The 15,507-nt window shown below is 71.9% G+C and carries 16 protein-coding genes; 2 read left to right on the top strand and 14 right to left on the bottom strand.

Annotated elements, in window-relative coordinates; genetic code table 11:
* Positions 1–72 precede the first annotated feature (72 nt).
* The 7 genes from ABD714_RS17645 to argC all read right to left on the bottom strand — a co-directional run bounded on the left by ABD714_RS17645 (position 73) and on the right by argC (position 6,888).
* Positions 73–633: an arginine repressor gene (locus tag ABD714_RS17645; RefSeq protein ID WP_344813831.1), complete on the bottom strand. Its 561-nt coding sequence runs from the start codon at positions 631–633 to the stop codon at positions 73–75.
* A gap of 5 nt (positions 634–638) precedes the next feature.
* Positions 639–1,613: an ornithine carbamoyltransferase gene (gene argF, locus ABD714_RS17640; RefSeq protein ID WP_344813753.1), complete on the bottom strand. Its 975-nt coding sequence runs from the start codon at positions 1,611–1,613 to the stop codon at positions 639–641.
* Positions 1,610–2,761, bottom strand: a complete 1,152-nt coding sequence (locus ABD714_RS17635; protein WP_425562416.1) for an acetylornithine transaminase — start codon at positions 2,759–2,761, stop codon at positions 1,610–1,612. The genes argF and ABD714_RS17635 overlap by 4 nt, the downstream gene beginning before the upstream one ends.
* Before the next feature lie 89 nt (positions 2,762–2,850).
* On the bottom strand, positions 2,851–3,954 hold the full coding sequence (argB, locus tag ABD714_RS17630) for an acetylglutamate kinase (RefSeq protein ID WP_344813751.1): 1,104 nt from the start codon (positions 3,952–3,954) through the stop codon (positions 2,851–2,853).
* Positions 3,955–4,000: 46 nt separating this feature from the next.
* Entirely contained in the window at positions 4,001–5,167 is a 1,167-nt protein-coding gene (argJ, locus tag ABD714_RS17625; protein WP_344813750.1) for a bifunctional glutamate N-acetyltransferase/amino-acid acetyltransferase ArgJ, read from the bottom strand.
* Positions 5,164–5,583: an ACT domain-containing protein gene (locus ABD714_RS17620; RefSeq protein ID WP_344813749.1), complete on the bottom strand. Its 420-nt coding sequence runs from the start codon at positions 5,581–5,583 to the stop codon at positions 5,164–5,166. Before ABD714_RS17620 ends, argJ begins: the two co-directional genes overlap by 4 nt.
* A gap of 264 nt (positions 5,584–5,847) precedes the next feature.
* Positions 5,848–6,888: an N-acetyl-gamma-glutamyl-phosphate reductase gene (gene argC, locus ABD714_RS17615; protein WP_344813748.1), complete on the bottom strand. Its 1,041-nt coding sequence runs from the start codon at positions 6,886–6,888 to the stop codon at positions 5,848–5,850.
* A 96-nt stretch (positions 6,889–6,984) separates the two neighbouring features.
* Here argC and ABD714_RS17610 point away from each other — a divergent pair, with 96 nt between their 5' ends.
* Entirely contained in the window at positions 6,985–7,911 is a 927-nt protein-coding gene (locus ABD714_RS17610) for a carbon-nitrogen hydrolase family protein (RefSeq protein WP_344813747.1), read from the top strand.
* 4 nt (positions 7,912–7,915) lie between these two features.
* Positions 7,916–8,125 carry a PLDc N-terminal domain-containing protein gene (locus ABD714_RS17605; RefSeq protein ID WP_344813746.1) on the top strand — a complete coding sequence of 70 codons (210 nt, stop codon included), beginning with the start codon at positions 7,916–7,918 and terminating at the stop codon, positions 8,123–8,125.
* Between the two features lie 258 nt (positions 8,126–8,383).
* Here ABD714_RS17605 and pheT read toward each other — a convergent pair whose 3' ends face one another.
* The 7 genes from pheT to ABD714_RS17570 form a co-directional block, all read right to left on the bottom strand.
* Positions 8,384–10,918 carry a phenylalanine--tRNA ligase subunit beta gene (pheT, locus tag ABD714_RS17600; RefSeq protein WP_344813745.1) on the bottom strand — a complete coding sequence of 845 codons (2,535 nt, stop codon included), beginning with the start codon at positions 10,916–10,918 and terminating at the stop codon, positions 8,384–8,386.
* The gene (gene pheS, locus ABD714_RS17595) at positions 10,915–12,024 is read right to left on the bottom strand and encodes a phenylalanine--tRNA ligase subunit alpha (RefSeq protein WP_344813744.1); all 1,110 of its coding nucleotides are present in this window, start codon (positions 12,022–12,024) and stop codon (positions 10,915–10,917) included. Before pheS ends, pheT begins: the two co-directional genes overlap by 4 nt.
* Before the next feature lie 198 nt (positions 12,025–12,222).
* Positions 12,223–13,011, bottom strand: a complete 789-nt coding sequence (locus tag ABD714_RS17590) for a TrmH family RNA methyltransferase (protein WP_344813743.1) — start codon at positions 13,009–13,011, stop codon at positions 12,223–12,225.
* Between the two features lie 92 nt (positions 13,012–13,103).
* Positions 13,104–13,475 (bottom strand): 50S ribosomal protein L20, encoded by a 372-nt coding sequence (gene rplT, locus ABD714_RS17585; RefSeq protein WP_344813742.1) that lies wholly within the window; start codon positions 13,473–13,475, stop codon positions 13,104–13,106.
* A gap of 45 nt (positions 13,476–13,520) precedes the next feature.
* Positions 13,521–13,715 (bottom strand): 50S ribosomal protein L35, encoded by a 195-nt coding sequence (gene rpmI, locus ABD714_RS17580; RefSeq protein WP_344813741.1) that lies wholly within the window; start codon positions 13,713–13,715, stop codon positions 13,521–13,523.
* A gap of 89 nt (positions 13,716–13,804) precedes the next feature.
* Positions 13,805–14,476: a translation initiation factor IF-3 gene (infC, locus tag ABD714_RS17575; protein ID WP_425562415.1), complete on the bottom strand. Its 672-nt coding sequence runs from the start codon at positions 14,474–14,476 to the stop codon at positions 13,805–13,807.
* Between the two features lie 429 nt (positions 14,477–14,905).
* Positions 14,906–15,493 (bottom strand): SseB family protein, encoded by a 588-nt coding sequence (locus ABD714_RS17570; protein WP_344813740.1) that lies wholly within the window; start codon positions 15,491–15,493, stop codon positions 14,906–14,908.
* Positions 15,494–15,507 lie beyond the last annotated feature (14 nt).

Below are 15,507 nucleotides of genomic sequence, written 5' to 3'. Positions count from 1 at the left end.
TACCGCGCTCGTGCGCCGAACCACACTAGGGGTGTGGAGAGCGGCGCAGGAGCCGGGCCGGTTGGCAGCTGGTCAGGCGTCGGTGCGCCGGCTGCCGCGGCTCATCTGCAGGAAGCGGTCGGCGATGGCGTCGCCTCCGGCCGGGTCACGGGTGATCAGCAGGATCGTGTCATCGCCGGCGATCGTGCCCAGGATGCTGTCCCAGGCGACCCGGTCGATGGCGGAGGCGAAGTACTGGGCCGCGCCCGGTGGCGTCCGCAGCACCACCAGGTTGGCGGACGCCTCGGCCGACACCAGCACCTCGCTGCAGAGGCGGGTGAGACGGCTCTCGAAGGTGGCGAACTCCCCCACCTGGGGCGTCCGGTCACCGCCGTCGGCGGGCACCGCGTACACGAGGTGCCCGTCCTGGCCCCGCACCCGCAGCGCTCCGATCTCGACCAGGTCGCGCGACAGGGTGCCCTGGGTGACCTGCACCTGCTCGGTGATCAGCAGCTCCGCCAGCTCGGACTGTGAGCGGACGGGGTGCTGCTCGAGGATCGCGATGATGCGGGCCTGCCGGGCGGTCTTGGTGATCGGCCCGTTCTTGGCCGTCGGGACGGTCTTGTCCAGCGGGGCGCGCTCGGCCGCGGTCATCGTCATCACCCCTGTTTCTGGGAGCCGTCGCCCTGGCGTGCGTCGACGCCGGTGACCACCTCACCCCGGGCGGCGGCGTCGAGGAACACCAGCACCGCCTTCTGGACGTGGCGCCGGTTCTCCGCCTCGTCCCAGACCGCTGATCGCGGCCCGTCGATCACGTCGGCGGCGATCTCCTTGCCCCGGTACGCCGGTAGGCAGTGCAGCACGATCGCGTCGCGGCCGGCCCGCGCAACCAGGTCAGCGGTGACGGCGTACGGCACGAAGACCGCCTCGCGACCAGTGCTCTGCTGACCCATCGACACCCAGGTGTCGGTGGCCACCACCTCGCAGCCGGCCACCGCGTCGTGGGCCGACGAGGTGACCGCCACGCTGCCGCCGGTCCGTGCCGCGATCGCGGCCGCCCGCTCGACGACGGCCGGATCGGGCTGGAAACCGTCGGGAGCGCCGATCCGCACGTGCAGACCGGCTGTCGCCCCACCGAGCAGGTAGGAGTGGGCCATGTTGTTCGCCCCGTCGCCGACGTAGGCGAAGCGCAGCCCGGCCAGCCGACCGAACCGCTCCCGCACCGTGAGCAGGTCGGCCAGGATCTGACACGGGTGGTAGCTGTCGGTCAAGGCGTTCACCGTCGGCACACCGGAGTTGTCCGCCATCTCGGTCAGCGCGGACTGGGCGAAGGTGCGCCACACGATCGCCGCCGCCTGCCGACCGAGCACCCGGGCCGTGTCGGCCACCGACTCGCGATCACCGATCCCGGCCAGACGACCGTCGACGATCATCGGATAGCCGCCCAGCTCGGCGATCCCGGCGGCGAACGAGCTCTGCGTGCGCAGGGTCGGCTTGTCGAACAGGACCGCCACCGAACGGGGACCGGCGTACGGCTGGTGGCTGTACGGATCCTTCTTCAGCCGGGCCGCCAGCGCCAGCACGGTGTCCTGCTCCGCCGGGCTGAAGTCGTCGTCCGCCAGGAAGTGCCTCATCCTCGGGTCGCTTTCGTCGCGCCGTCCACCAGCTCGGGGAGCCGAGCGACGAAGCCGTCCAGCTGCTCGGTGGTGATGATCAACGGCGGGGCCAGCCGCAGCACGTCCGGCCGGGGGGCGTTGATGATGAAGCCGGCGTCCAGCGCGGCGTCGGCGACCTGCGCGGCCACCGGTGCCGCGAGCGTCACCCCACGCAGCAGGCCCCGGCCCCGGACTCCGGTGATCATCGGGTGCCCGAGCGCGGTGACGGCACCGACCAGGTGCTCGCCGAGCTCGGTCGCCCGGTCCAGCAGCCCGTCCCGCTCGATCACCGCGATGACGGCCAGGCCGGCGATCGCCGCCACCGGGTTGCCGCCGAAGGTGCTGCCGTGACTGCCCGGGCCGAGCAGCTGCGCGGCCCGACCCACGGCCAGGCAGGCCCCGATCGGGAAGCCGTTGCCCAGACCCTTGGCCAGGGTGACCACATCGGCGCGGACGCCCTCGTCGACGTGGACCAGCCAGCTGCCGGTGCGGCCCATGCCGGTCTGCACCTCGTCCATCCAGAGCAGGGCCCCGTGCTGGTCGCAGATCTGCCGGGCCCGGGCGAGGTAGCCCGCCGGCGGGACCACGACACCGTTCTCACCTTGGATCGGCTCCAGCACCACGGCCGCGGTCTCGGCGTCCACGGCTGCGGCCAGCGCATCGGCGTCGCCGTACGGGACGAACTCCACCTCGCCGGGCAGCGGGGCGAACGGGTCGCGGTACTTCGGGTTGTGGGTGATGGCCAGCGCACCCAGGGACCGGCCGTGGAAGGCGCCCTCGGTGGAGATGATCTTGGTCCGCCCGGTGGCCCGGGTGATCTTGAAGGCGGCCTCGTTGGCCTCGGTGCCGGAGTTGGTGAAGAAGACCCGCGCCTCACCCGGATCCGCGACCATGGCGGTGAGGCGCTCGGCCAACGCGACCTGCGCAGGCGTGGCGAAGAAGTTCGACACGTGACCCAGGGTGGCGATCTGACCGGTGATGGCCGACAGCACCGTCGGATGAGCGTGACCCAACGCGGTGACCGCGAGGCCGGACAGCAGATCGAGGTGCTTGCGCCCGTCGGCGTCCCAGACGTAGGGACCTTCACCTCGTACGAAGACCCGCTTGGGCGGGCCGAACGTGTTCATCACGCTCCGCTGGTAGTGCTCCAGCACCGCCGCGGAACCGCCGGTCGGCGGACCCGACAGCTCCCGGGTGATGGCCACGGCCTCCGTGGTCACGATGTCTCCTCGTCGGTCTGCTTCTCGTCGGCCTGCTTCTCGTCGGCCTGCTTCTCGTCGGCCTGCTTCTCGGGGGCCTTGTTCGCTTCGGCCTGGTTCTCGGGGGTCGGTGGGGGCTGGACCGGGAGCTGACCGAACTCGCCGTTGGCGATCTCGTGCGGCGGGATGCCGTCGGCAGCGGAGAACACCCGGCTGCCCAGCCGGATCAGGCCGTCCTGGGTGACCATGGTGCCGATGCCCGCGTTGGTGAAGATCTCCAGCAGCAGGGCGTGCGGAACGCGACCATCGGTGACGGTCGCCCGGGTCAGACCGCCCTCCACCGCCCGCAGACAGGCCTCCATCTTCGGCAGCATGCCTGACTCGAGCGTCGGCATCAGCTCGCGCAGCTCGGAGGCGGACAGCTCCTTGATCACCGAGTCGCTCCGCGGCCAGTCCGCGTACAGTCCCTCGACGTCGGTGAGCACGACCAGGCGCTCGGCCCCCAGGGCGACAGCCAGGGCGGCCGCCGCGGTGTCGGCGTTGACGTTGTGCACGTCGCCGTTCAGCGATGGCGCGATGCTCGCCACCACCGGCACGCGGCCGGCCCCGATCAGTCCCTCGATCGCCTCGGTGTTGACGGCCACCACATCGCCGACCAGGCCGAGATCGACCTCCTCACCGTCGACGACGGCGCCCCGTCGCTCGGCCACGAACAGCCCGCCGTCCTCGCCGGACATCCCGACCGCCAGCGTGCTGTGGCGGTTGATCAGTCCCACCAGGTCCCGGCCGACCTGCCCGACCAACACCATCCGGACGACCTCCATGGCCTCCGGGCTGGTCACCCGCAGCCCACCCCGGAACTCCGAGGTGATCCCCAGTCGCTTCAGCATCTGCGAGATCTGCGGGCCGCCGCCGTGCACCACCACCGGGTGGACGCCGCAGCGCTTCATGAAGATGATGTCCTGGGCGAAGGCGCGCTTCAGGTCCTCGTCGATCATGGCGTTGCCGCCGTACTTGATCACGACGATCTTGCCCGCGTACGTCTCGAGCCACGGCAGAGCCTCGGTGAGGATGGACGCCTTCTCCACCAGGGAGAGGGCCTGTGCAGTTCTGGTGATCATGGACCCACCTCGCCGAGCGCCTCGGGCGTCGCTGCTGCTCCGCGGCTCACGTCGAGTACTCGGCGTTCTCGCGGACGTAGTCGTAGGTCAGGTCCGTCGTCCAGACGCGGGCCTGCCGGTCTCCGGCGTGCAGGTCGACGACCACGGACACCTCACGACCGGTGAGGTCGACCAGCTCCCGGGGCTCGCCGATTCCACCGGACCGACAGACCTGCACCCCGTTGAAGGACACGTCCAGCCGGTCGGGTTCGAACGCGGCCGTCGTGGTGCCGACCGCGGACAGCACCCGACCCCAGTTGGGGTCGTTGCCGAACACCGCGCACTTGAACAGGTTGTTGCGGGCGATGCTCTTGCCGACCTCCACCGCGTCGACCACGGACGCTGCGTTGACCACGTCGATCGTGATGGTGTGGCTGGAGCCTTCGGCGTCGGCCACCAGCTGCAGGGCGAGGTCGGTGCACACCTCGGTCAGCGCCGTCGTCAGCGCGGCAGGCTCGGGGGTGACGCCGGAGGCTCCGCTGCTCAGCACCAGCACGGTGTCGTTGGTGGACATGCAGCCGTCGCTGTCGACCCGGTCGAAGCTGACAGCGGTGGCCGCCAGGAGCTGGTCGTGCAGACCCGCCGGATCGACCACCGCGTCGGTGGTGATCACCACGAGCATGGTGGCCAGCCCGGGCGCCAGCATGGCCGCTCCCTTGGCCATCCCGCCGACGGACCACCCGTCGCGGACCACCGTCGCCTGCTTGACCACCGTGTCGGTGGTCATGATCGCGCGAGCGGCGGCGGCGCCACCCTCGACCGCCAGACCGTCCACCAGGCCGGGGATCGCGGCCGTGATCTTGTCCATCGGCAGCCGAACGCCGATCAACCCGGTGGAGCAGACAGCGACGTCGATCGCGCCGGTGTCGTGGCCCGCGGACTGCAGGGCGGCGGCCACCTGCTCGGCGGTGTGGTGCGTGTCGGCGAAGCCGTCGGGGCCGGTGCACGCGTTGGCCCCACCGGAGTTCAGGATCACCGCCTGCAGGGACCGGTCGGTCAGCACCTGGCGGGACCAGACCACCGGGGCCGCCTGGACCCGGTTGCTGGTGAACACCCCCGCAGCGGCGCGGTGCGGACCGGTGTTGAGCACCAGGGCGAGGTCGGGCGTGCCGCTGGGTTTCAGCCCCGCGGTGACCCCGGCAGCGGTGAATCCCCGCGGCGACGTGACGCTCACTGCTCCAGCTCCTCGGTCTCGACGGTGTGGCCGGCGGCCTCCCAGACCTCGATGGCGTGACCGGCTTGCGCCACCGGCACCAGGATCCAGTCGGTGTCGAAGGTGGACTGGGCCAGGATCGAGATGCCGGCGTCCGCCAACGGCGCGGTCAGCCCGGCCAGCACGCCGATCAGGGAGTGGTCGAGCGGTCCGTCGATGCTGAACGCGGCAAAGGGCCCGACGGCGGTCACGGTGCCCGGCAGGGCCTGGTAGGCGCAGATGATCGACAGCTCGTCCTCGGTGCGACTGACGCTCCAGAACGGCGTCTCGTGGTTCTCGTCCAGGGCCCAGCGCGGCACGGAGTCGTGCGGCCGCAGCTGGGCCAGCCCGACCTCGACGGCATGCCGGGTGAGCTGCCAGCCGGTCGTGCCGGTCATGTGCGGAGCCTCTCGGGAGTGCAGGAGCGATTCCGGGCGACACGCTCTTCGTCGTACGGAATCGCGACGAACGAGCGAGACACCGCGGAGCTCAGGACCGCGGAGCGCGGAGCGCGACCATCGAGCACGGTCATGTGCGGAGCCTCTCGGGAGTGCAGGAGCGATTCCGGGCGACACGCTCTTCGTCGTACGGAATCGCGACGAACGAGCGAGACACCGCGGAGCTCAGTACCGCGGAGCGCGGAGCGCGACCATCGGACACGGTCATGGAGCCAGTCCCACGAGCGGCAGACCGAGCGTCTCCGGCAGGCCGAGCGCGAGGTTCAGGCACTGGACGGCGCCGCCGGCGGTGCCCTTGGTCAGGTTGTCGAGAGCGGCCACCGCGACGAGCCGGCCCGCGGCGGCGTCGACCGCCACCTGCACGTGCACGGTGTTGGCCCCGAGGGTCGACTGCGTCTGCGGCCACTGGCCCGGCGGCAGCAGGTGGACGAACGGCTCGTCGGCGTAGGCCTCGGCATAGACCGCGTACGCCTGCTCGGTGCTCGTCGAGCGGTCGGTCAGCGGCGCCGTGCAGGTGGCGAGGATGCCCCGCGACATCGGCACCAGCACGGGCGTGAAGGACACGGTCGGGGCGGGAGCCCCGCAGCGGGACAGGTTCTGGATGATCTCCGGCGTGTGGCGGTGGCCACCACCGACGCCGTACGCGCTGGCCGAGCCGATCAGCTCCGAACCCAGCAGGTGCTGCTTCAGGGACCGGCCGGCTCCCGACGGTCCGCTGGCCGCGACCACGACCACGTCCTCCGCGGTGGTCAGACCTCCGGCGACGGCGGGCAACAGGGCCAGCGTGGCGGTCGTCGGATAGCAACCCGGGACGGCGATCCGCCGGGCCCCACTCAGCTTTCCCCGCTGCCCGGGCAGCTCGGGCAGACCGTACGGCCACGTGCCCGCGTGCGGGCTCCCGTAGAACTGCTCCCAGGCACCCGGGTCGACGAGCCGGAAATCAGCCCCGCAGTCGATCACGAGCGTGTCGTCGCCCAGCTGGTCGGCGATCTCCGCGGACGCCCCGTGCGGCAGCGCCAGGAACACCACGTCGTGCCCGCCCAGCGTCTCGGCCGTGGTCGGCTGCACGATCCGCTCGGCCAGCGGCACCAGGTGGGGCTGGGAGTCACCCAGGCGGCGGCCGGCACTCGCGTTCGCCGTCACCGCTCCGATCTGCACCTCCGGGTGCGCGAGCAGGAGCCGAAGCAGCTCCCCGCCGGCGTACCCGGTGGCGCCCGCCACCGCTACTGTCCTGGACACCTGCATGAATATGCCATTGGCAGCAATGTTATGCAAGCTGGCAGGGTCCACGGACCCGGCCTCCTCCGGGTCGACCCGGGCCCGGCCGACGATACTGATCGCGTGTCACGTCCGTGGATCGTCGCCCTCGTCCAAGCACCCCCGTCGACCAGCACCGACCCTGTCGCCGCCCTGAGAACCGAGGTCGCGCAGCTCTGTGCGGGACGACCCGACGTGTCCATGGTCGTCTATCCCGAGATCCACCTGTTCGGTGGTGCGGACCTGGCGCCGGATGCCAACGGCTGGCTGGCGGACGCGGCCGAGCCCCTCGACGGTCCACGGGTCGCCGCCCTCGCCGAGATCGCCGCCGCCCACCGGATCTGGCTGGTTCCGGGGTCCCTGCCGGAGCGGGCCGGAGACGCGATCTTCAACACCGCCGTCGTCCTCGCTCCGGACGGACGGCTGGTGGCGTCCTACCGGAAGGTGTTCCCCTGGCGCCCGTTCGAGTCCTGGACACCGGGAGCGGACTGGGTCACCTTCGACGTGCCCGAGATCGGGCGCTTCGGGCTGTCGATCTGCTTCGACAGCTGGTTCCCCGAGTCGACCCGCCAGCTGAGCTGGCTGGGTGCCGACATCGTCCTCAACCTGGTCAAGACGGTCGGCGACGACCGGGCGCAGGAGATCGTGCTGGCGCAGGCGAACGCCATCGTCAACCAGCTCTACTTCCTGAGCGTCAACGCCGCCGGTCCGGTCGGGGCCGGAGGCAGCGTCTACGTCGACCCCGACGGCCGGGTGATCGCCGAGTGCACGGGCGCCGCACCAGCTGTCACGTTCGTGCCGATCGACCCCGACCGGGTGCGGGACGTGCGGGAGCACGGCACGGTCGGGCTTAGTCGCCTGGCCCACCAGATGTGGCCCGGTGACGCACCGATCCACCTCCCGGCGTACGGCGGGTCGCTGACGCCGCAGCGGCGGACCGATGACGCGGCGCCCACCCCTGGCCTCCCCGGCGTCCCCCGGTCGGGCGACGCACCGACCGGAGGAGGATGAGGGGATGGAGAAGAACTGGAAGGACCTCACCGGCACTCAGCAGGCCGGCGTGGGGCTGCTCGGCGTGGTCCAGCTCGGGTTGCTGGTGGCGGCCCAGATCGACCTGACGCGTCGCAGCGACGCGGAGGTCAACGGTCCGAAGGCCCTCTGGCGAGCCGTCACCTTGATCAACTTCGTCGGCCCGCTGGCGTACTTCGCCGTCGGCCGCCGCTGACCCGGCAGCGGCACACGGCCCGCTCCGGTGCCCGGGAGCCACCGCCGGCGTCCCGGTCGACCGGATCGACGACCTGACGCCACCCGGCAGCCACCGACGATCACCCGCCCGGCACCGGATGGCGCCGGACACCGCCCGGGAGTCACCGACGGCGACCCCCCGGGACAGCGTCCGGCCGCTGCTGGCGCGTCGGCCCGTGAACTCGTGAGCGTTGTTCGCGCGACTGCCTCGCACGCGTGGGCGCCGCAGCACGGCTGCCTACAGCACCCGGGGCTCGGCCCCGACCTCCTGCACGGCCACCGCCACGGCGGCATCACGCGCCGCGCCGCTCTCGGCGTCGGTGAGCGTCCGGTCGGGAGCCCGGAACCGCAGGGCGAAGGCCAGCGACTTGCGCCCCTCCCCCACCTGAGGTCCGGTGTACACGTCGAACAGCTCCACCGCCTCCAACAACGGACCCGCCCCTCGGCGCAACGCCGACTCGACCGTGGCGGCCGGCACGTCGACGGCCACGATCAGCGCCACGTCCTCCTTGGCCACCGGGTAGCCGGAGATCGGGGCGACGCTCCCGCGCGGGGGCGCCGCAGCGAGCAGCGCCGACAGGTCGATCTCCACCGCCGCGGTCCGCTCCGGCAGTCCGTAGGCCGCGATCACCTGCGGATGCAGCTCACCGGCGTGACCCAGCGGCACACCGTCGGAGGTGCTGATCTCCGCACACCGGCCGGGGTGCCACGGGGCGTGATCCACGGCCCGGCGGACCAGGCTGACCCCCAGCGCCCGGGCCGCGACCTCGGTCACCGCCAGCGCCTGCTGCCAACCGGCCGGCTGCGCCCCGCCCCGCCAGTCCGAGGTCCGCCAGGACCCGGTCAGGACGGCCGCGAGGTGCCGTGGCTGCTCGCCGAGAGCGGCGTCCATGGCGGCCAGCTCCTCGGCGGTCGGTCGGCCGGTCACCGCCGGTCGCGGCGCGGAGCTCGGCGGGTCGGCGGCGTAGAACACCGACCCCGTCTCCACGATCGCCAGGTCGTCGTTGCCGCGGCTGCGGTTGCGGGCGACCGCTCCGAACAGACCCGGCAACAACGTGGTGCGGAGGTAGGGCGACGTCTCGGCCAGTGGGTTGGCGATCCGGTTGAGGCGCCGTCGAGGGTCGTCGGCCGACACGCCCAACCGGTCCAGGTCCTCCACCGACGCGAACGGGAAGCTCAGCACCTCGACGAAACCGGCGGCCACGACGGCGGCGATCACCGCCCGACGGCCACGCTGGGCGGCGGTCAGACCTCGTCCGACCGGCGCCCGGGGCACCGTCGGGGTGATGGTGTCGTAGCTGACGAGTCGGCCGACCTCCTCGACGTAGTCGTACGGGTCGGTCAGGTCGGGCCGCCAGGTCGGCGGGGTCACCGACAGCGTCGAGCCGGCGACGGCCACCGTGGCCCCGACCGCCTCGAGCAGCGAGACCACGGTGCCGGGGTCGACGGTGGTGCCCAGGATCCGACCCGGCAGGTCGGCCTCGATGGTGGTGGGGACGGGGACCGGGACGGCTCCGACGACGGTCTCGCCCTCGACCAGCGTCCCCCCGGCCAGCTCGACGAGCAGGTCCGCCACCCGGTGGGCGGCCGCGTACGCCGCGGCCGGGTCCACACCGCGCTCGAAGCGTCGACTGGCCTCCGAGCTCAGCTTGTGCCGGCGGGACGTGCGGGCCACCGTCATCGCGGCGAAGTGGGCGGCCTCGATCACCACGGCCGTGGTGCCCGCCCCGATCTCGGTGCTCGCTCCGCCCATCACCCCGGCCAACCCGATCGGGCCGGAACCGTCGGAGATGACCAGGTCGTCCACGTGCAGACCGCGCGTCTGGTCGTCGAGAGTGGTCAGCGTCTCCCCGGCGGTCGCCTTCCGGACCACGATCGGCCCGTCCAGCCGCTCGGCGTCGTAGGCGTGGATGGGCTGCCCCGTCTCCAGCATCACGTAGTTGGTGATGTCGACGACCAGCGAGATGGAGCGCATCCCGGCCAGCTGGACCCGTCGGGCCAGCCAGCGCGGACTCGGTCGCGACGGATCGACTCCGGTGACCGAGACCGCGACGAACAACGGGCAGGCGTCGGACTCGGTCCGCACCGGGAAGCCGCCGTCGGTGGGCGCCGGGGTCCCGAGCGCGACGGGGTCGCGGAAGGCCACACCCTCGGCCTGGGCGGCCTCGCGAGCCAGGCCCCGCAACGACAGGCAGTAGCCGCGGTCGGGAGTGACCGCGATGTCCAGCACCTCCTCGCGCAGCTGCAGCACCGGGGCGGCGTCGTCGCCGGGAGCCAGGTCGTCGCCGGCCGCGGTCGGCGGCAGGACCATGATCCCGTCGTGGTCGTCGCCCAGCCCGAGCTCGCGGGCCGAGCAGATCATCCCGTCGGACACGTGCCCGTACGTCTTCCGGGCCGCGATCGCGAAGCCCCCGGGCAGCACCGCGCCGGGCAACGACACGACGACCAGGTCGCCGACCGCGAAGTTGTGCGCGCCGCAGACGATGCCTCGTGAGGCCGGCACGTCGGCCCCTGAGTCGTCGGAACCCGCGGGGTCGTTGTGCTCGGCGCCCACGTCGACCCGGCACCAGCGGATGACCTTGCCGTTCTTCTGCGGCTCGTCGACGTACGACAGCACCCGGCCGATGACCAGCGGACCGGTGACGTCGGCGCCGGCCTGCTCGACCGTCTCGACCTCCAGACCGGCCCGGATCAGGGCCTCTGCCAGGCTGCGCCCGTCGAGGCTCTCGGCGAGCGAGGCGTAGTCCCGCAGCCAGCTCAACGGCGCCCTCATCGGGCGAGTCCCAGCAGTGAACGGCTGTAGCGCACGTCTCCCTCGATCATGTCGCGCATGTCCTCGGCGTCGTTTCGGAACATCAGGGTGCGGTCCACGCCCATCCCGAAGGCGAAGCCGGAGTACACGTCGGAGTCCACCCCGCACGCCTCCAGCACCCGCGGGTTCACCACGCCGCAGCCACCCCACTCGATCCAGCCCTCGCTCCGGCAGGTCCGGCAGGGGCGCTCGGGATGGCCGACCGAGTCGCCGTGGCAGACGAAGCACTGCAGGTCCACCTCGGCCGACGGCTCGGTGAAGGGGAAGTAGTTGGGGCGCATCCGGGTGCGGGTGTCGCCGAACATGGCCCGGGCGAAGTGGTCCAACGTCCCCCGCAGGTCGGCCAGGGTGATGCCCTTGTCCACCACCAGACCCTCGATCTGGTGGAAGACCGGCAGGTGCGTCGCGTCGTACTCGTCCGCGCGGTAGACCTTGCCCGGGCACACCACGTAGACGGGCAGGTCGCGGGTCAGCAGCGCCCGGGCCTGGACCGGCGACGTGTGGGTCCGCAGCACCACGCCCGCGTCCGGCTCGCCGACGAACAGGGTGTCCTGCATGGTCCGCGCCGGGTGATCGGGCACGAAGTTGAGCGCGTCGAAGTTGAGCCACTCGGCTTCCAGCTCGGGGCCTTCGGCCACCTCCCAGCCCATGGCGACGAACACGTCGATCATCTGGTCCATCAAGGCGGTGATCGGGTGGATCGCCCCGGTCGGGGCGAGCTCGACCGGCAGGGTCACGTCGACCCGCTCGTCGACCAGCCGCTGGGCCAGCTCGACCTCGGCGATCTCGACCTCGCGCGCGGCGAGAGCCTGGGTGATCCGACCGCGGGCCTGACCGATCCGCCGGCCGGCGTCCTTGCGGGCCTGGGGCGGCAGGGCGCCGATCTCCCGGTTGGCCAGGGCGATCGGCGACCGGTCCCCGGCGTGGGCCAGTCGCGCCGCCTTGAGCTCGGCCAGCGAGGTCGCCGCCGCGAACGCCGCCAGCGCCTCGGCGACAGCCGCCTCGACGTGGTCGGCGTCCAACGGGGTGACCTGGACGGGGTCGTAGCTCGAGTTCGGGCCGGACATGACTCCTGCTTCGGTACGGGGAGAGGACCATCGGCGCCGTCGACTGGCCCGGCGCCCGGCACAGTCTAGGAGGAACGAGCCGCCCCGGCCGCCGCTTATCGCGGCAGCACCACCGGTCGACGCCGGGTCGGACGGACGCCGAGTGTCGGGGAACGCGGTCGGTGGGGCGCGCCGTGAGTCGCTGGCTGCGGCGCGCTGTCAGTCCCTGGCCGCGGCGCGCTGGGCGGTCGCGCTGGCGTAGAGCAGGACGGCGGCAGCGGTGGACAGGTTGAGGCTCTCGGCCCGACCGTAGAGCGGCAGCGCCACCGAGCGGTCCAGCAGTGCTGCGTGGTCGGCGGTCAGACCCCAAGCCTCGTTGCCGAGGACCCACATCATGGGCGCCGCCAGCTCCCCGCTGGTGGCCAGGTCGTCGACGGAGCAGTCGGCGGCACCGTCGGCCCCGAGCACGGCCAACCCGGCGGCTCGGGCCGCTGCCGCCGCCTCAGTCAGCTCGACCCCGACCGCGATCGGCAGGTGGAAGATGCTGCCGGTGCTGGCCCGAACCGTCTTGGGGTTGTACAGGTCGACCGCATCCGGCGAGATGAGCACCGCATCAGCGCCGAACGCGTCGGCGCAGCGGATCACGGTGCCCAGGTTGCCGGGGTCACGGACCTGGTCGCAGAACACGACCAACCGAGCGTCGGGACCCAACGCCTCTGCCACGGGCACGTCCACCGCCCGGCAGACGGCCAGGATCCCCTGCGTGCTGACCGTGTCGGTGAGCTCACCGAACGCCCGATCCGGCACCGAGGCAACCGGGGCACCCGCCCGTACGGCGAGGTTCAGCAGGTCCTGGTGGGTGTCGACGGCGGTCGTGGAGACCAGCAACCGTCGGACGGTGTCACCGGCGGACAGCGCCTCGGAGACCGCTTGGCGACCCTCGGCCAGGAACTCCCCGGTCTCGAGCCGGTCCTTGCGGCGGAGCAGCCGACGAGCCGACCGCAGCACCCCCGCCGAGGCGGGAGGTGGAGCGATCGGCTCGTCGAAGCTGAGCTCGGGGCGCGAGACGTACGCGCCCGAGTCGTGTCCGGTCAGGACACTCAGGCGGCGGCCGCGACCGGCTGGTGAGCCTTGGCGACCTCGACCAGAGCCACGAACGCAGCCGGATCGGTGACGGCGAGATCGGCGAGGATCTTGCGGTCGACCTCGACCTCGGCGGCCTTCAGACCGGAGATGAAGCGGTTGTAGGTCATGCCCTCGGCCCGGACCGCGGCGTTGATCCGCTGGATCCAGAGCCGACGGAAGTCGCCCTTCTTGGCGCGACGATCGCGGAAGGCGTAGACGCCGGAGTGCAGCAGCTGCTCCTTCGCCTTGCGATAGAGCCGGGAGCGCTGGCCCCGGTAGCCGGAGGCCTGCTCGAGGACCTCACGACGCTTCTTGTGGGCATTGACCGAGCGCTTGACGCGAGCCATGCGAATTACTCCTTGATGTCAGTGATGGCGGTGGGTGGGGGCGCTCTACAGGCCCAGCAGCTTGCGGGCCTTGGCCGCGTCGCCGCTGGAGAGGACCTTGTCGCCGGCGAGCCGGCGGGTACGGGTGCTCGGCTTGTGCTCGTTCAGGTGCATCTTGCCCGCCTTGCGGTGCATGAGCTTGCCCGAACCCGTCACCTTGAACCGCTTCTTGGCACCGGAGTGCGTCTTCATCTTCGGCATGGCTGCCGCTCCATTCCTCATTCGTTCGGCCCGTGGGCACGTTGGCACCTACGGGGTCGTACAGGGTCGTGCTCGATGGTCCCGCGACCTCAGACCTCGGTGTCGGGATCCAGGTTGTCGGCCGGACCGCGGCGCCGCGGCGCTGTCGGCTCGGCGGCGTGCTGGGCCCGCAGATCGGCGAGCTGCGTCCGCTCCTCCTCGGCGGCGGCGTCGCGCTCGGCGGCCCGCCGGTCGCGCTCGGCCCGGACGTCGGCGCGGGCCTCGGTCTTCTTCTTCACCGGTCCCAGCACCATCAGCATGTTGCGCCCGTCCTGCTTGGGGGCGGACTCGACGAAGCCGAACTCGGTGACGTCCTCGGCCAGCTTGCGCAGCAGGTTGTAGCCCAGCTCCGGACGCGACTGCTCGCGGCCCCGGAACATGATCGTGATCTTGACCTTGTCCCCGGCCTTGAGAAAGCGCACGACGTGACCCTTCTTGGTCTCGTAGTCGTGGCTGTCGATCTTGGGCCGGAGCTTCATCTCCTTGATCACGGTGTTGGTCTGGTTACGGCGGCTCTCGCGCGCCTTCTGCGCGTTCTCGTACTTGAACTTGCCGTAGTCCATGAGCTTGGCCACCGGCGGCCGAGCCATGGGTGCGACCTCGACGAGATCCAGCTCGGACTCGCGCGCCAGGCGCAGGGCGTCGTCGATGCGGACGATGCCCACCTGCTCCCCGGCGGGTCCGACGAGACGGACTTCGGGGACGCGAATGCGGTCGTTGATCCGCGGTTCGGTGCTGCTGATTGGTCCTCCATGTGGTGTGTGCTCGGCGACGACCCCCGCTGTCGCGGTGATCGAAGCCCCGGTGGTGAACGATGTGGCGTCCGGGTCGGATACGCCGCCCCGCCGGAGACGCAGAAAGGGTCCCCGCGCAGGCGGAGACCCTGATAGGTGGACGCGGACAACCCCGGAGGGGCCGCAGCCACGGACCGACCCGACGACCATCGAGATGTCGTGCGGGTGGGAGATCAGGTCTCCACTTGGCGGATCCAGCACGGATGCCGAATCGGTCGATGCTCAGGTTATCACCCGACCCCGGCGCGGTCACATCGAGTGACGGCGCCGGCACCTGGGGTGACGGCCGGGCAGCACCACGTGCTCAGCGCCGATGACGGTCCGGGTGTTCCCCCGTCCGCGGTCGGGAGACGGGGATCAGGTGGGGGCGCCCGGCTCGCCGCCGGGCATCGCCCACCCGAAGCCGTCGCCGAGGTCCACCAGCCGGTGGCCGCGGGCCAGCGCCTCGAGCACCTCGCCCTCCAGCACCAGCGGATGGGGTCCGGCCACATCGACGAGCACCGCCACCGCACCCTCGGCGGTCGCGGTCTCGGCGACCTTGTCCACCGTCACCGGCACGGGCCGGGCCCGGGCGTCCCAGGCCTGGAGGGCATCGAGACCGGTGAACCCGAGGACGGCCCTGCCGCCGTCGGCCCGCTGCAGCAGGACCACGGCCATCTCGGCCTCCTTGTCCGAGGCCAGACCGCCGACGGTGGTGCCGACCCGGGTCGCGGTCGCCACCACCGGCACCAGCAGCCGGTCTCCGCACAGGGCCGCTACGGCGCCGAGGTAGTGGTCGGGCTCGTGCGTCGACGCGAATCTCCTCAGGGCCTCCCGTACGGGGCCGTGCGGTGCGCCGTCGTCGCCGGGGAACGGCGACGGGGCGAGGGCCCGCTCGTGGGCGTGCCCGTTCGCCCGGCTCGGGTCGTCGGTCGGGTCGGGGGTCGTGGCGTCATGGTCCGGCACGCCGACAACGTAGC

The organism is Microlunatus aurantiacus (assembly GCF_039536605.1).
Classification (GTDB): domain Bacteria; phylum Actinomycetota; class Actinomycetes; order Propionibacteriales; family Propionibacteriaceae; genus Microlunatus; species Microlunatus aurantiacus.
The sequence above is the reverse complement of the archived record's forward strand: the minus strand, read 5'-3'. Positions and strand labels throughout refer to the sequence as shown.

What these genes read in the sequence shown, in the direction of transcription:
- ABD714_RS17645 (WP_344813831.1), bottom strand. Translation starts at nt 633, where the DNA reads ATGACCGCGGCCGAGCGCGCCCCGCTGGACAAGACCGTCCCGACGGCC.
- argF (WP_344813753.1), bottom strand. Translation starts at nt 1,613, where the DNA reads ATGAGGCACTTCCTGGCGGACGACGACTTCAGCCCGGCGGAGCAGGAC.
- ABD714_RS17635 (WP_425562416.1), bottom strand. Translation starts at nt 2,761, where the DNA reads ATGAACACGTTCGGCCCGCCCAAGCGGGTCTTCGTACGAGGTGAAGGT.
- argB (WP_344813751.1), bottom strand. Translation starts at nt 3,954, where the DNA reads ATGATCACCAGAACTGCACAGGCCCTCTCCCTGGTGGAGAAGGCGTCC.
- ABD714_RS17620 (WP_344813749.1), bottom strand. Translation starts at nt 5,583, where the DNA reads ATGACCGGCACGACCGGCTGGCAGCTCACCCGGCATGCCGTCGAGGTC.
- argC (WP_344813748.1), bottom strand. Translation starts at nt 6,888, where the DNA reads ATGCAGGTGTCCAGGACAGTAGCGGTGGCGGGCGCCACCGGGTACGCC.
- ABD714_RS17605 (WP_344813746.1), top strand. Translation starts at nt 7,916, where the DNA reads ATGGAGAAGAACTGGAAGGACCTCACCGGCACTCAGCAGGCCGGCGTG.
- pheT (WP_344813745.1), bottom strand. Translation starts at nt 10,918, where the DNA reads ATGAGGGCGCCGTTGAGCTGGCTGCGGGACTACGCCTCGCTCGCCGAG.
- pheS (WP_344813744.1), bottom strand. Translation starts at nt 12,024, where the DNA reads ATGTCCGGCCCGAACTCGAGCTACGACCCCGTCCAGGTCACCCCGTTG.
- rplT (WP_344813742.1), bottom strand. Translation starts at nt 13,475, where the DNA reads ATGGCTCGCGTCAAGCGCTCGGTCAATGCCCACAAGAAGCGTCGTGAG.
- rpmI (WP_344813741.1), bottom strand. Translation starts at nt 13,715, where the DNA reads ATGCCGAAGATGAAGACGCACTCCGGTGCCAAGAAGCGGTTCAAGGTG.